This is a genomic window from Listeria aquatica FSL S10-1188, from assembly GCF_000525795.1.
GTDB classification, from domain to species: Bacteria; Bacillota; Bacilli; order Lactobacillales; family Listeriaceae; genus Listeria; species Listeria aquatica.
Map to the genome: position 1 here is coordinate 270595 of NZ_AOCG01000002.1, position 14063 is coordinate 284657.

Here is a 14063-nt window from a genome sequence, read left to right on the forward strand (position 1 = left end):
TTACATGAAGTTACATTTATTTCACCTATGTTTTTTTATTGCATTAGACATGCTTTTCAGTTTAGCCTTGGTAGATTTTTTCCTTGCCTTTCTCATTCCCTTTAATCTCCTGACCGGTGTTCTTCTTAAATGCTTTTTAGGATTTTTCAAAAGTCTTTTAGCATGTCTACCATATTGTTTAAAATTTTGCTTCAATCGCCTTGTTTTAACAGCTCGTAAAAAGACCTTTCCTTTTGAAACAAATCCCAGTGCCCTTCCAACTCCTGTCCACATCAAACCTTTACCTGCTCCTTTTAAAGCTGCTCTTCCAGCTCCTTTCCAAGTAGACTTTTTACCGCGCAATTTATTTCCAACATAGTACTTAGCGGCTCCAATTGCTGCACCAATACCAGCAGCAGTTACATACTGCCAAAAATGCCCATCTGGATCTACCTTATTAACGGGATCATTCCCCACATAATTATACCCATTCATCGTCTGCGGGTCATCTTCGTCGCCTGGATCCGGGTCGTACGCCGTAAAAACACCTTGTTTCGGCTCATAATAACGAGCCATCAAATAATACTGACCTAGCTCCGCATCATACGTATATCCGGCATAGCCATAAGGATTCGCTTTTGCTTCCGTCGTTTCGGCTTGACTCGAAAGCACATTTCCCCAAGCATCATACGCATACTCAGCTACCACTTTCCCTGCTTCATCCGTAAGTGCCACAACGTCCCCATGCGCATTATAATGATATGTCAGCGTCTTCCCATTCATCTTCATCGCGAGACGAACGTTATTATCCGAATACACATACTGCCGTGTCACTTTCCCGCTTGCATCCGTCTCATACAAGACATCAATACTATCGCCATCATAATGATAGTTCGTGACAACGCCGTCTACCGTTTTCGATAGTCGTCTGTTGTCATCATCATACGTATACGTCGCAAAAGGCTTACTCTCGCCCTTTTTCGTCACAGACGCCAAGCGATCACCCGTATCCCACGCATAGACAAATTTGCCGTCACTCACACGGTTGCCATTTTCGTCGTACGTCAGTGTTTCTCCATTCCAGGAAACGAGCTGGTTACCTTTATTATACGATGCTGCAATCGTCTTTGTCTCGCTTCCGCTGATCGAAACTTGCGTACGGTTCCCAAAACCATCATACGCGTAGCTTTTCACTGTTCCGTCAGGCAAAGTTTCCTTTGTGAGTTGATTCACCGCATCATATTCATAAAGCGTCTTCCCGGACTTCTTGTTATCAATACTCGTGCGATTGCTCGCCGCGTCATACGTATAACTTTCATCAAGAATCGCTTCGCCTTCCTTAGTTCCGATCGAAACATTGGTCACTTTCTGCGTGCTATCATAACTATAATTCGCAGCCGTTTCATTCCCAGCTGTATACACGCCGATGTTCCCAAATTCGTCAAACTCGAAATAAGCATTCTTGCTCCCATCATTCACTCGCGTATTTTGGTCTAAATCATTATACGCATACATTGTTTTTGCCGTGAAAGCACCATGGCTGATCGAAACGGATTCCACTTTGTCCGTCTTGCCTTTGTTGCTTGCTGTTGGTTTATCCTTATACGCATAGCTGACAGAACCACCGCGCTCCTTCACATCCGTGATCCGGTCCGCATCATCATATACCTTGTCCGTCACGAGTCCATTGACATCATCCGTTACCTTCGTTTGATTGCCATTCGGATCATACTGGAAGCGGAACGCATTTTCTCCGTTCCATTTCACACCATTCACACGGTCCGCCGAATCATACGTACTTTCCGTCACACGTCCATTTGGCATCGTGGCTTTTGTTTCATTTCCAGCCGCATCATATTCATAAACAATCTTCCGGCCAAGCGCGTCAACAAATTCCGTGTTCTTATTATCGACATCATACACAAACTTGTTTTCCTGTGTCACACCATCTGCCGTAACAAACTTCTCCGTCGTGTTTCCGTTGTCGTCATATTTATAGGAAACTGCGGTGCCATTCGCCAGCGTTGTTTTCGTTAGCGCATTGTCCGCATCATACTCGAACCGTTTTGTGTGGCCTTTTTCATCCACTTCTGATTGTTTATTTCCATAAGCGTCATACGAAAAACTGATTTTCCGACCTTCCTCATCGAAGCTCGCCGTCACATAATTCCCATCCGCGTCATACTCATCACGCGTTAGAACCTCGCCTTCAACGATTCGGAAATCATCAAACCAAGCTTTTCCTGTTAAAGCTCCACGAAACATCACATTAAGCTTAATTTCCTTAATTGGCTTCGCTGGCCTCACAACTACCGCACTACGGTTCCAATCATTCGTTCCAAGTGGAAGAGGTGCCTGCACATATTCTTTCGTACCATCTTGGTACATCACGTCGCCCCAGACCGAATAATCTTTCACCATGTTGCTTGTTGAGCCATTTGCTTTCACATTTTCTGATTTGGACATCCCCGTAATCGTGACCGGTTTCGCTACTTTTTGATTTAGTTTCACAAATTGTCCTAAGTAAGCTGGCGCATCCGTTGTCGCTTTTCGCTCCATTTGAACCGCACTATCACCACTTGAAGATTCTGTATCAACAACGCTTAGCGCAACTTGCGAAGCATTTCCAGTTCGCGTCCAACCAGCCGCTGTTTGATTCGTGTGCTCTTCAAAGCTTCCGTTTAAAGCTGGGTTGAAACTTGAAGATGAGCTACCCTTTTCAAATTGAACTTTGTCATACCAAACCGTTCCTCGACCTTTTCCAGTAGCAGCTTGTTCATTTTGAAGATAAAGCACTACTTGTCGTGTCGCCTTCGAAGTTTTGAATGTAAATTGACGTTTCACCCAACCACTGTTACTTTTGATTGAAGTTGGCCTATTGGACGCCCAAACGCCAGCATCAGTGATATCTTTTCCACTCGCATCTTTTTTGCGAGCAATCAGCATACCATCGGATTTCGTCATATTCTCCGCTTTCGTCCAAGCACTAAACGTATATGTTGTTTCCGGCTCTACATCTACCCACTGAATCGCAGACGTATAACCACGATCCGTATTTGATGCCTCACTGACAATCTTGAGTGCCCCACTTCCGCCGAGCGCACCAGGAGCACTTTGCGACGCGTCATGACTGATCGTGCCTTTGCCATTAAATTCCGTTTTCGCCCAGTTCGTAATGCCCTCTTCAAAGCCACTATTTTTCACAAGATTATGAGCCGCGGCAAGTTCGCCACTCCCCCGAACTGCATTTCCATAAGCATCATATTGCGTCACAGATGAACGGTTTGCTTCCGTTTGTAGTGTTTCCGAAACCGCATCGGCTCCGTCATAAGCAACCGTTGTTTTCCGTCCTTCCGTATCCGTTTCAGAAGTCACATCATTGTTCTTATTGTAGGTGAACTTCTCCGTTCCATAGGGATCCGTTGTTTCAGTAATGTTCCCATCTGCATCATACTTATATGTTTCCGTTTGCCCTTTCGGACTCACTTCCTTAATCAAATTGTTCGACTCATACGTATAACTTGTCGTAAGCTTCAAGCCATCCGCATCGACAATTTCCTTCCTCGGGTTTCCAGCATCATTGTATTCATAAACCGTCTTTTTCTTCTTCTCATTCGTTAAAGTTGCCGTTTGTGCTGCCTCATCATACACAATCCCCGTTTTCTTGCCAACCGGATCAGTAATCCCAACAAGCTTTTTATCCTCATAATCAAACGTCGTCTGATACGGTTTTTCTTCCGTATGTTTTGGATCATAAATTGTCGTCAAATTCTCATCCGTATAGCCATAACGATACAACTTCCCACGTGCTGTCGAAGAACTCATGAGCTCCTGCTTGTCATTATAGCTGTAAGTGATCGTCCGCCCCTCTGGCCCAGTCATTTTCGAAATGAGACCGTCCTGATACGTAAAATTCACCGTCCGCCCAGAAGCATCCTTCACGCCCGTAAGCAAACCGCTCGAATATAGATAGCTAAGCACGTTCCCGCTCGTGTCCTTTTCAGAAGATAGCCTTCCATCAGCCAAGAACCGTGTTTCTGATTTATCCTCTTCAACCTTAAGATAGCCTTCCGCCGTCTTTGAAAGCTCCGAATAAATCCCAGCCGGCGCCACATACTTGCCATCTTTCTTCTTAAAGCGGTGCGACTTCTTGTCGGATTCCACCCAAAGAACATCACCATTTGGTTCCTCAATCAGTTTTTCCTCAAGCGTACTTGTCCAGCCATACCCAAACAAGCCAATTTGCTCATCTTGACTGTTGAATGTTCGGTCGATATTAATACTTGGACCGCGACCTTCAATATTAAAATCTGTTTCATGAAATAAAAAGTTTCCATTCGTCGCATTAACTTCCCCGCCACGCACTGGAATACTCATCCAGTAGTCTGACATCCCAAGTTGTTTATTTAAAACTTCAGGAATTTGCGGGGTAGCGGGTTCCGATTTGATACTTTCCTTGTGATTTCCCGCTTTTTGATAAGAAACAATCCGGAACCAGTAATTTTTCCGATCTTGGTACACGCCACCAGAGTTTTTATAAACAGGGGACGGGTCTCTTGCAAGCTCAGTTCCCTTCCCATCTGTATGAAGTGTCCATTCACCTGCTTCAATTTCCGTTGTTGTCGGCCAAATCCCTTTTCCTTGCGTTGTCCATTTCGTGACATTACCGACATCAAAAGTTTGATTGACTTTTCCATTAAACATCAAAACTTGATAACCATCCGCGAGCGGATCTTTATCCCAATTAAGTTCCACATAACCCGAATTTTTATTCGCTAAATTCGAGTAAGCTTTGGCATTTGGAATCTTTTGCTTTTCAAGTGGCAAGTAATTACTCGTCACATCCGAATAAGGACTTTCACCGCCCGGATAAAGTGCCCGCACGCGAATCGTATAACGCGTTTGATTACGGAACCAAGAAGACCCATAATACTCGAATCCATTTTCATAAAAAGCGCGTGGATCCGTCATAAAATCTTGCCCCTTACCATCTTGATGGAATTCAAAAGCGCCTGCATTAATTTCTGCTTGCGTAGGGAAAATTTTCTTTCCCTTTGAAGTCCAGCTTGTATTCTTTCCAGCTGAAAAGAAAAAGTCCTCTTTTCCGTTGTTGAAAATCACTTCATAACCTGTCGCTCCAGAAACGGCTGGCCAAGAAACATCGAAATACCCTGTTCCAGTTCCAACGCCATTCGAAAAGCCCTGTACAGTTGGCTTTGCAGGTTTATTGTAGGAATAAGTCACTTCGAGATACGGATAATTCGTATTATTCTCCGAAGCCACAATTTTTTTTCCAGTAATTCTGATCAATATTTGTTCCAAGTCTAAAGCCATAGTTTGGACGCGTTCCACTTGCCCAAGCTTGAACCGTTCCTGTCACATCTGCAGCCGCCCACTGCCCACGGCCAACACTAACTTGTCCAATCCGTAGTGCTTTTGGTTGATTATTCCAGTTTACTTGCCACGGGGACCAGTTGGCAGACGTTTCATATACCCAGATATCATTCTTAAGCGTCGGCGACATGTGCCAAATATTATACATCTTGAGCGTCGCTTTCGAAATGGTCGCCTTTTGCAAAGTGGACGTATCCATTTTAAGGAACGCCCCATTATTCCCCGTGCTATTATCCCATTTCCCCAGTTTTAGCGTATAGGCATTCTGACCGGAATCCCATAACTTGCTTCCAATATTGTTTTCGTTTGGTTTCGCTGAATTGACATTAGCATTATAAATTTCATCCAAACGAATCGATGGATCCACATAAACCGGATAAACACGCTTCTCATCATGAAACCAGTCCATATCCACTTTTAATTCGAGTTGATAAACTGTTTTGGTCAATTTTTTCAATTCGAAATATGACTGATTCGTAGTCGCTGCTTCCCCAGTTTTTTCATCGACATTTGAATCTGCCAAAATGGGTTTTGGCAGTGTATATTTTACTTTCCCTGCCGCATCACGGAAAACGATATCACCGTTTTCTTCTTTCGTAACCGCAAGTTTTGTTTCAATTTGATAAACATACGTATCGGCTTCCGTTTGTTCTTGCAGAACTAAATCCTCTTTCACCGAACGATTAAATGTAAGATGACGCAAATCTGTTTTCGGCAAAACTTCTTGATAAGTTACTTCATTTTCTTTAAATTTCGCTGTCTGATCTTGCGCATCAATTTCTTTCTCCCCTTGTTTAGCTCCCTTTAAAGCAAAAACAACTTCCGCACCAGGCTTTGTCAATTTCTGATAAGCCCCGTTATCCATTTTTTCTAAAAATTCTATCTCTAATTTCGTTTGCTTAGGCTGAATCACATCCGATTTTTCTTCTTGCTCTAGCACCGGATCCATTTCTTTGAGCTTACCATCTTCCTCCATATGAATGGGTTCCGAAAAAATCTGCTTAGTAAAACTCCCATCGTGATTATCAAAAACCTTTTCACTCTCTGTTCTTTCGCTAACCACTTCCGTTGGCTTTTCAGTTTGTTTTTTCGTCTCTGCTTTCTCTTTTTGTGCGTCAGAATCTGATTCAGCTTTCCCTTCGTAAGGTGGAATCAACGAAAAAACCAAACTTGCCGCCATCAAACTGAGCAACCCTTTTTTAAAATTTTTCTTCATTCTTGTCTCCTTTTTGAGTCATTTTTTAAGGCTTATTAAACTCGCTTCGCCCACTTAAATGTTCAAAAAGTTTCCCTAAAAAAAGTAGTATAGCTCCCAAACTATACTACTTACTTTTGATCCCTGTGAAAATCCATTATAACATGGTCCAAATTAAAAAAATGTGAAAACTTTGTGAATTTTAACTGGTAAAGTTTTCAACTTTTTCTAGAAAACTAGTAGACAAAATTCAGATTTACTGATAAAACACTCTACTTTTATATCCTCCTCCTAACAAACTGTTGTTTCTATCATAGGCTTTTTACACAAACAAAAACCTCTTCTTTTAGAAGAGGTTTTTGTTTTATTCTGCCTTTCGTTCACGGGTAGTGAACATGGATTTCTGGTAATTGAATCGAATCGAAAGTATCAATCCAATGGCCATCATATTTCCAAGTAAGGCGCTTCCTCCGTAACTTACAAATGGAAGCGGAATCCCCGTAATCGGAAGTAAACCGATATTCATTCCAACATTCTCCAAAACGTGGAACATGATCATCATCACAACACCCGTACATATATACGAATAAAATGGCACATTAATATCGAGCGCTACACGAATAATTTGATAAATCAGAAGGAAATAAAGAGCTAACAAAATACTTGCTCCGATAAAGCCATAATCCCCACCAATGACCGTAAAAATGAAGTCATTGTGATTCTCTGGAATTGAAATCGCATTATAGCCAGCACCATTTCCTGATATTTGTCCAGACCCAATCGCCGTCATCGCTCGTAAGACTTGATACCCACCGCCTTGTGGGTCTGTTTCCGGATTGATCCACGTTGTAATCCGCTCAAATTGATACGGCTTAAAGCCTAATTTGATGAGCCAGCTTTGGTGGTTAATAACCATCCAAATGGCGGCACCTCCAACCGTAAAAATCGAGCCAAAAATCGGTACGATGATTTTCCAGGATATCCCTGATACGAGTATCATCCCTGAAGCAATCGCGATAAAAACAAGTGCAGTTCCAAGGTCAGGCTGAAGCATGATTAAAGCCATTGGCGGCAACATGATAAGTCCCATCTTGATCAGCAAAAGAAAATCATATTTGACTGTATGAATCTGGTGTTTCTTGTTATGGCTCATAATCACTCGCGCAAGTACAATAATCATGATCACTTTTACGATTTCTGACGGTTGGATGCTTCCAAGAAACGGAATAATAATCCAACTTTTCGCGCCTTTCACTTCCCTACCAAACATCAAAACGAAAATCAAAGTAAGCAAGCCAAAGCCGTAAAAATAGTAAGCCCATTTTGTTAATTTTTCATAATCGAGCTGCATCATCACAATAATTGCAAACGTGCTGACAACATACCAGATTCCTTGTTTCACAACAAAGTTTGCATTATATTGCTCATTGGTTAGTTGTGCACTGTAAATTGAAATTAAGCTGATAATACAGAGTAGCATTAGCGTGAGTACAATCCCGTAGTCGATCCGCCCCGCCATCTTATTTTGTTGGTTCATTCCTTACGCTCCTAACTGGTTAGGCTGCAAGCTAAAACAAAATTCCCCTTGCTTCCAAAAACAGCAAATTCAAAACTCAACTTCTATCTTATCATAAATCCTTATCATGAGTAAAAACATCTTTCTACATTATAATCAAGTTCGCACGAGATAGGAAGTATTTTCATCAAATTCTAATTTAAAGTTTTTTATAAGAAACGCGTTGATGAAATTGGTCGAATCGAAACTTTCCCTTCAAGTTCGGTCACCGCGGCGCGAATTTGGAAAACCTTTTCCAAAAAAGGTTCTGTCAAAACTTCTCGCGGTGTTCCTGCTGAAACGATTTTCCCGTCTGAACAGGCAATGATTCGGTCGCTATATTGTGCCGCTTGGTTTAAATCATGCAGAACTAGAACAATCGTAAGACCATATTCGCGGTTCAAGTTTTCAAGCAAATCCAGCAGTTCGAGCTGATGCGAGATGTCTAAATAAGTTGTCGGCTCATCTAACAATAAAACGGGGGTCTTTTGGGCAAGTGCCATCGCGAGCCAAGCGCGCTGCTTCTCTCCACCAGAAAGTGTATGGAGCGGTCTATAAGCAAGTGCTTTTAAATTGCACACCTCAATCGCCCAGTTAATCACCGATTCATCTTCTGCCGTTAATCGCTCGAGCCATGCTTTATGTGGCAAGCGCCCGTAAGCGATCAAGTCATGCACGACGACATCAAGCAAGCCATCTGGCGCCTGCGAAAGCATCGTCATTTCTCGTGCTAATTTTTTCGAACTAAAATCTGGAAGGTTCGTTCCGTCAAGCAAAACGCGCCCATCACTCGGCGAAAGTAACCGCATCATCAGCCGGAGCAATGTTGATTTCCCCGATCCGTTCGGTCCAATCAAAGTGGTGATTTTTCCTGTTTCAATTTGCAAAGAAAGCTCATGAATCGCAAACTCTTTTTTTCTTGCGAATGATAACTGATCCATTTCTATTTTCATGAAGCTACCCTCCCGCGTTGTAAAAGAATCAAGAAGAACGGTGCACCGATCATTGCAAGTAAAATCCCTACTGGTAGCTCAATCGAGCCAAACCAGCTTCGCGCCGCTGTGTCTGCGAACGCGACGAGTAAAGCTCCGCCAATTGCTGATAGCGGCAAGAGATAGCGATAATCGTTTCCGATGATCAAACGGAAAATATGTGGCACAACAAGACCGACAAAACCGATCAAGCCCGCCACACTCACCGCAACACCACTTAAGAAAGCTGCTAACATAATGATGAAGAAGCGATGTCTTTCAACGCCATAGCCGAGCAATTTCGCAGCATCGTCACCAAGCATCAACACATTAGAAGAGCGAACGGCAAACACGCTTAGTACAAAGCCGACAAGCATATATGGCCAAATAAGTTCCAAATGGTACCAGCTTTTCCCAGATAACGTCCCTGTCATCCAAGAAATAACGCTTTGAACCCGGTTGGAATAGAGCACCATCACACCAGAAGTCATCGCGGAAATAAACGCATTGATCGCGACACCTGATAGAATCACACGAAGTGGTGAAACGCCTTTATCCCATGCAACGAGGTAAATAAGAAGTGCTGTCCCAAAGGCTCCAATAAAAGCCCCAAGGGGAACAAATCCTGAAAGAGCTGGAAAAACGATCGTCATGATGATGGCAACTAGACCGCCACCTGCTGAAACACCAATAACGCCAGGGTCGGCTAGCGGATTTCGCATCACACCTTGAAGCAAACAACCGGCGATCGCAAGTGCAGCTCCGACGAGAAAAGCAATCAAAATACGCGGTAGCCGCAAGTTAAACACAAGTTGGTCCGAAAGCGCACTCCCGTTTCCTGTTAAACTTTGCCAGACTTCGATGTAACTGAGTTTCACGGAACCAGTCGTCAGGCTGTAGAAAAATACGGCGACAAGGAGAACAAAAACGATGATGAAAGACAAAAGTCGTCGCCTTGCTCTCGGATCTCTCCTGCTACTCATTTTCTCACCTGATTCAGTTTATCCGTCATTAACGCAAGCGCCTCATCAATACGAAGACCGGGATTCGTGCCGAAAAGATCAGCGGGGAGCACAACAATATGGTCGTTTTTCACTGCTGATGTGGAATTCCACGCTTGATTTTGCTTCATTTCCTTTTTAAAAGCCGCTTCTGTCTCCTTTTCGTCCCCCCCATGAATCATGAGAAAGATAATTTCTGGATCAGCCGCCACAATTTTTTCGACATTTAGTGCCGCGTATTGCGGGAAGTTTTCAACTCCCTTAAAGTCTTTTGCGACATTGATCCCGCCCGCTTTTTCAAGCACATCTCCGCTCAGTGAAGTCGGTAGCGCCGCATAGTTACTACCCGGTGCACCAAGAACTAGGAGTGAGCGTACCTTATTTTGCGGGGCTTTTTGTTCTGCATTTTTTTTCATTCTGCGTAATTTCGGCGTTCAATTTCTCCGCCTTCTTCGGTTGCCAGACTAATTCGCCAAGGATCTCCGTTTGCTTCTTGATATCCGAAATCGAATTAGCACCCGTTAAAATCACCTTCGCGCCAAGCGATTCAAGCGCCGGTACATCCTTCAGGTTTTGCTCTGAACTCGCCACAATCGCATCCGGATTTGTAGCGGCAATTTTTTCTAAATTAAGATCATGCGTATTCCCCACTTCAGCGGCTTTTTTGAGCGCATCCGCCTCAACACCACTCGCATCCTGAGTTTGCCTTCCAACGACTGTCGTGCCAAGTGCATATAAAATATTCATATCTGAATTTGTGAGCGCAACAATTCGCTTCGGTTTTTCTTCAAACTCAACCGTTCTTCCTGCCATATCTTTAATCGTCAAAACTGCTTTCTTATCTGACTGCTTTTTATCCGGCGATTCTTTTGTCGCATCCCCATTCGCTCCGCAAGCCGTAAGAAACAGAACTGCGATGAAAATCACTCCTAAATAAGCCTTTTTCATAGTGTCCTCCCTCAGGTTTTCTGTTATATTTATTGTACTAGAAACTTGCCATTTATTCAAAAAGATAAATGAGAACAAATTTCATTAAGGAGGAGTTTTTTTATGGCTATCATTGATTTTCAGTTTCTTTCAAAAACACTTGCAACCACGACTTCCATTTCCATCATACTCCCTGAACGTGACGACTGGTTTCAGGCTCATGGCAACCAAACACCCTACCCCACACTTTACTTGCTTCACGGCTTGTCGAATAATCACTCAACTTACGTTCGAAACACCAATATCGAACGCTATGCATCCGAAAAAGGAATCGCAGTTGTCATGCCTTCTTTCGACCATAGCTTTTACAGCAACATGGCTTATGGACATCGTTACTTTGATTATTTCACTAAAGAATTGCTCCCTTTACTTCCAACCCTTTTCCCACTTGCGCAAGAACGAGAAAAAAACTTTGTTGCCGGTCATTCCATGGGAGGATACGGCGCATTTAAAATGGCACTTTCCTCTCCTAGCCACTTTGCCAAAGCAGCAAGCATGTCCGGTGTAATGGATATTGATTATATTTTGCATCACCCGTTCGACAACTTCTCTATTGAAGCTGTTACCGGCGGCAAAACGACCTTACACGGAACGCCAAGCGACCTGTATCATCTCATTCGCGAAAACAAAAAAAAATGGTGTGTTGCTTCCAGAACTCTATCAAACTTGTGGCACCGAAGATTTCCTTTATGAAGACAACCTTGCTTTCCGTGACTTCTTAAAAAAAGAAAACATCCACGCGAAATACGTGGAAGCTCCTGGTGAACACAACTTCAAGTTTTGGGATAAAAGCATCGAGAACGTACTGGAGTGGCTCTAATGTTTGATTTTCTCTTACCATTTCTTTTAATCGGTTTTGGCATTTATTTTCGCTTTTTCACACCTCAAAACAAAACAAGCGCCTTAGCTTACTGAACCAAAGCAAGTTTAAAAAGCGATCATCACTTTGAAGCCGCCCATCGCTATTTAGGCTTACTCTGGATCTCATTTGGTGCTTTTGCGATTTTTCTTTATCTGCTTTTGCTTTTCATTCCGCTGAATTTCTTCGTGCGTAGCAGTTTATTTATTTTGATAGTCATTCTGCTAGTTTTTCTTTCCATTAGACAAACAGAAAAGTATCTAGCAAAACTGTAAAAGCTTGAGAATAAAACTACTGAACGCCATTGATCCGCCCAAAACAAAAAATAAAAAAGGGAAAAGCCACTTAATAGCAAATGGATTTCCCTAAGATTTCTGTTTAATGAGTGCTCACATCAAAACTGTGAGCCTCACTGCTCGGGTTAACTTACTTCTTTCCATTTTGAGACTCGTTTTTGCTGTTTCAGAGCATCCGTCCTTTTTCTCCAAAGTTAATGAGCCTTCACTTATTTCATACCAATTGCTTTATAAGTTGCAATATGTGAAAACGATGAAACCGAAGTAAATTCATCTTCTTCCCATGGCAGTTCTTTATCTAAGTTTTGAATCAAATGATTCATCAAATTCGGATGATTTTTAATGAGTGGGCTATGCGGTTCTGGAGTTGGCATCACAAGTAAGTGGCTTTCAATCTGGTATTCTTCTTGAAGCTTGCGATGAAAACTTGTGATTGCCCTAAAACCGTAATCACGCACACCTGTAAAAAAAGAAAAAAAGCTGGCGTTTCATCTCTTTTTTCCAGTTCATTAAAAAGAGCCTTGTTTTCAAAAATCGTTTTTACTTGCTTCTCAAATACCGGATCATTATTGAAAAAAAGACTGCGCCCACTTGCCCCAAACGTATCCGTCGAAATCTTCAAATCAGGAACCATTGTAAACACCTTTTCTACTTCTGGACAATGAAGTGCAAGAATGATTGCTCCCACACCGCCTTTTGAACTTCCTACTAAATAGACATGTTTATAGTGATGTTTTTGGATAAACTGCGAAAGTTGTGAACTGAGTTCTTCGTAAATAAAGCGCCCATGATCGAATAAATACCAACCATATAAACTAGAATAATAATCCTCAAGATAAAAATAATCTCTTGTTGGATTTCGCTCGGATACTTTCATGAAATGGTAGTATCCATGTAAATTTTTAACAGTTTGCTCTGAAATTTCACCTCGAACTACTTTATCTGCATAAGCTTCATTCGTTTTTGTAAAAACGCCCTGAAAAATGACTACTAAAGTATCCGAATTATTGGTAATATATTTCCCTTGTAACTGAACAGTCATTGGCTTGCCCTTTCTTCCAAAAATTTACAAAAACTTCATTTAATTGTTTTATAAATTCACAGTAGCATAAATTTCTTTTTCATTTGTGACAACTTTTAGGCAATACCCCTTCTTTTCATAAACTTAGACTAGCTAATTTTATTTTCGCTTAAAAATTAACGATAAACATTAAAAATATATTGACTATTATTAACTTCCTGCTAAAATAACAGAAAAGGAAGGAGAATACTTATGCGCCAACAGCAAAAGAATCAAAAACTTGCAACGATCTTAAGCCTTTTATTAAAAATCAGTGCCATCATTTGCGGTACGCTAACGTTCCTTATTATTATTTTTCAACCGAAAACCCTTACTACTACCGTTCAAGAAAAACAATTCACTGGCACTTCTTTCCAAATCACCTTGCAAAATCAAGTAGATGATGGCGTTAGCCACACAACTGCTCAAATGTGGATTCTTACCCTCGTTTTGCTATGTTCAGCCATTCTGATCATCTCTATTCTTTGGCTAGCGAGCCAGATCTTCCACGAACTGGCCGTTCAATTTTCGCCATTTCAAGAAAAGTATGTTCGAAAGTTACGGCAAATTTCCATTTTGCTATTTCTATATGCGTTTGTACCACAACTGCTTTACTCGCTCCTTAGCACGCTATTACTCCCCGGTTACCTATTTAATTTAGGTCTTGATTCAACAATACTGTTTGCTGCCATTTTCTATTTACTAACCGAAGTCTTTCGCTACGGCGTGAAGTTACAAACCGAATCTGATGAAACGTTATGAGGTG

Annotated in this window: 7 protein-coding genes and 3 pseudogenes; 3 read left to right on the forward strand and 7 right to left on the reverse strand. The window is 42.0% G+C overall.

Annotated features, from left to right (window positions below; translation table 11 throughout):
• Window positions 1–21 precede the first annotated feature (21 nt).
• The 5 genes and pseudogenes from MAQA_RS02170 to MAQA_RS02190 form a co-directional block, all read right to left on the reverse strand.
• A pseudogene (locus MAQA_RS02170) lies at window positions 22–6589 on the reverse strand (DNRLRE domain-containing protein).
• A gap of 343 nt (window positions 6590–6932) precedes the next feature.
• Window positions 6933–8105: a rod shape-determining protein RodA gene (gene rodA / locus MAQA_RS02175; RefSeq protein ID WP_036070847.1), complete on the reverse strand. Its 1173-nt coding sequence runs from the start codon at window positions 8103–8105 to the stop codon at window positions 6933–6935.
• A 188-nt stretch (window positions 8106–8293) separates the two neighbouring features.
• On the reverse strand, window positions 8294–9076 hold the full coding sequence (locus tag MAQA_RS02180; RefSeq protein WP_036070850.1) for an ABC transporter ATP-binding protein: 783 nt from the start codon (window positions 9074–9076) through the stop codon (window positions 8294–8296).
• Window positions 9073–10077, reverse strand: coding sequence for a FecCD family ABC transporter permease (locus tag MAQA_RS02185; protein WP_036070852.1), 1005 nt, complete (start codon window positions 10075–10077; stop codon window positions 9073–9075). Before MAQA_RS02185 ends, MAQA_RS02180 begins: the two co-directional genes overlap by 4 nt.
• Window positions 10074–11043, reverse strand: a pseudogene (locus MAQA_RS02190) (ABC transporter substrate-binding protein). The gene MAQA_RS02185 and the pseudogene MAQA_RS02190 overlap by 4 nt, the downstream one beginning before the upstream one ends.
• Before the next feature lie 102 nt (window positions 11044–11145).
• Here MAQA_RS02190 and MAQA_RS02195 point away from each other — a divergent pair.
• Entirely contained in the window at window positions 11146–11775 is a 630-nt protein-coding gene (locus tag MAQA_RS02195; protein ID WP_241463020.1) for an alpha/beta hydrolase, read from the forward strand.
• Between the two features lie 234 nt (window positions 11776–12009).
• Window positions 12010–12216, forward strand: a pseudogene (locus tag MAQA_RS15115) (SdpI family protein); the annotation flags it as partial.
• Between the two features lie 230 nt (window positions 12217–12446).
• Here MAQA_RS15115 and MAQA_RS14515 read toward each other — a convergent pair.
• Together MAQA_RS14515 and MAQA_RS02205 are read right to left on the reverse strand one after the other, a co-directional pair.
• The gene (locus tag MAQA_RS14515) at window positions 12447–12614 is read right to left on the reverse strand and encodes a hypothetical protein (protein WP_159099948.1); all 168 of its coding nucleotides are present in this window, start codon (window positions 12612–12614) and stop codon (window positions 12447–12449) included.
• On the reverse strand, window positions 12611–13279 hold the full coding sequence (locus MAQA_RS02205; RefSeq protein WP_052008408.1) for an alpha/beta hydrolase-fold protein: 669 nt from the start codon (window positions 13277–13279) through the stop codon (window positions 12611–12613). Before MAQA_RS02205 ends, MAQA_RS14515 begins: the two co-directional genes overlap by 4 nt.
• Window positions 13280–13510: 231 nt before the next feature.
• On the opposite strand from MAQA_RS02205, the gene MAQA_RS02210 reads away from it, so the two are divergent.
• Window positions 13511–14059, forward strand: a complete 549-nt coding sequence (locus MAQA_RS02210) for a DUF2975 domain-containing protein (protein ID WP_036070854.1) — start codon at window positions 13511–13513, stop codon at window positions 14057–14059.
• The last annotated feature ends 4 nt before the right edge of the window (window positions 14060–14063 follow it).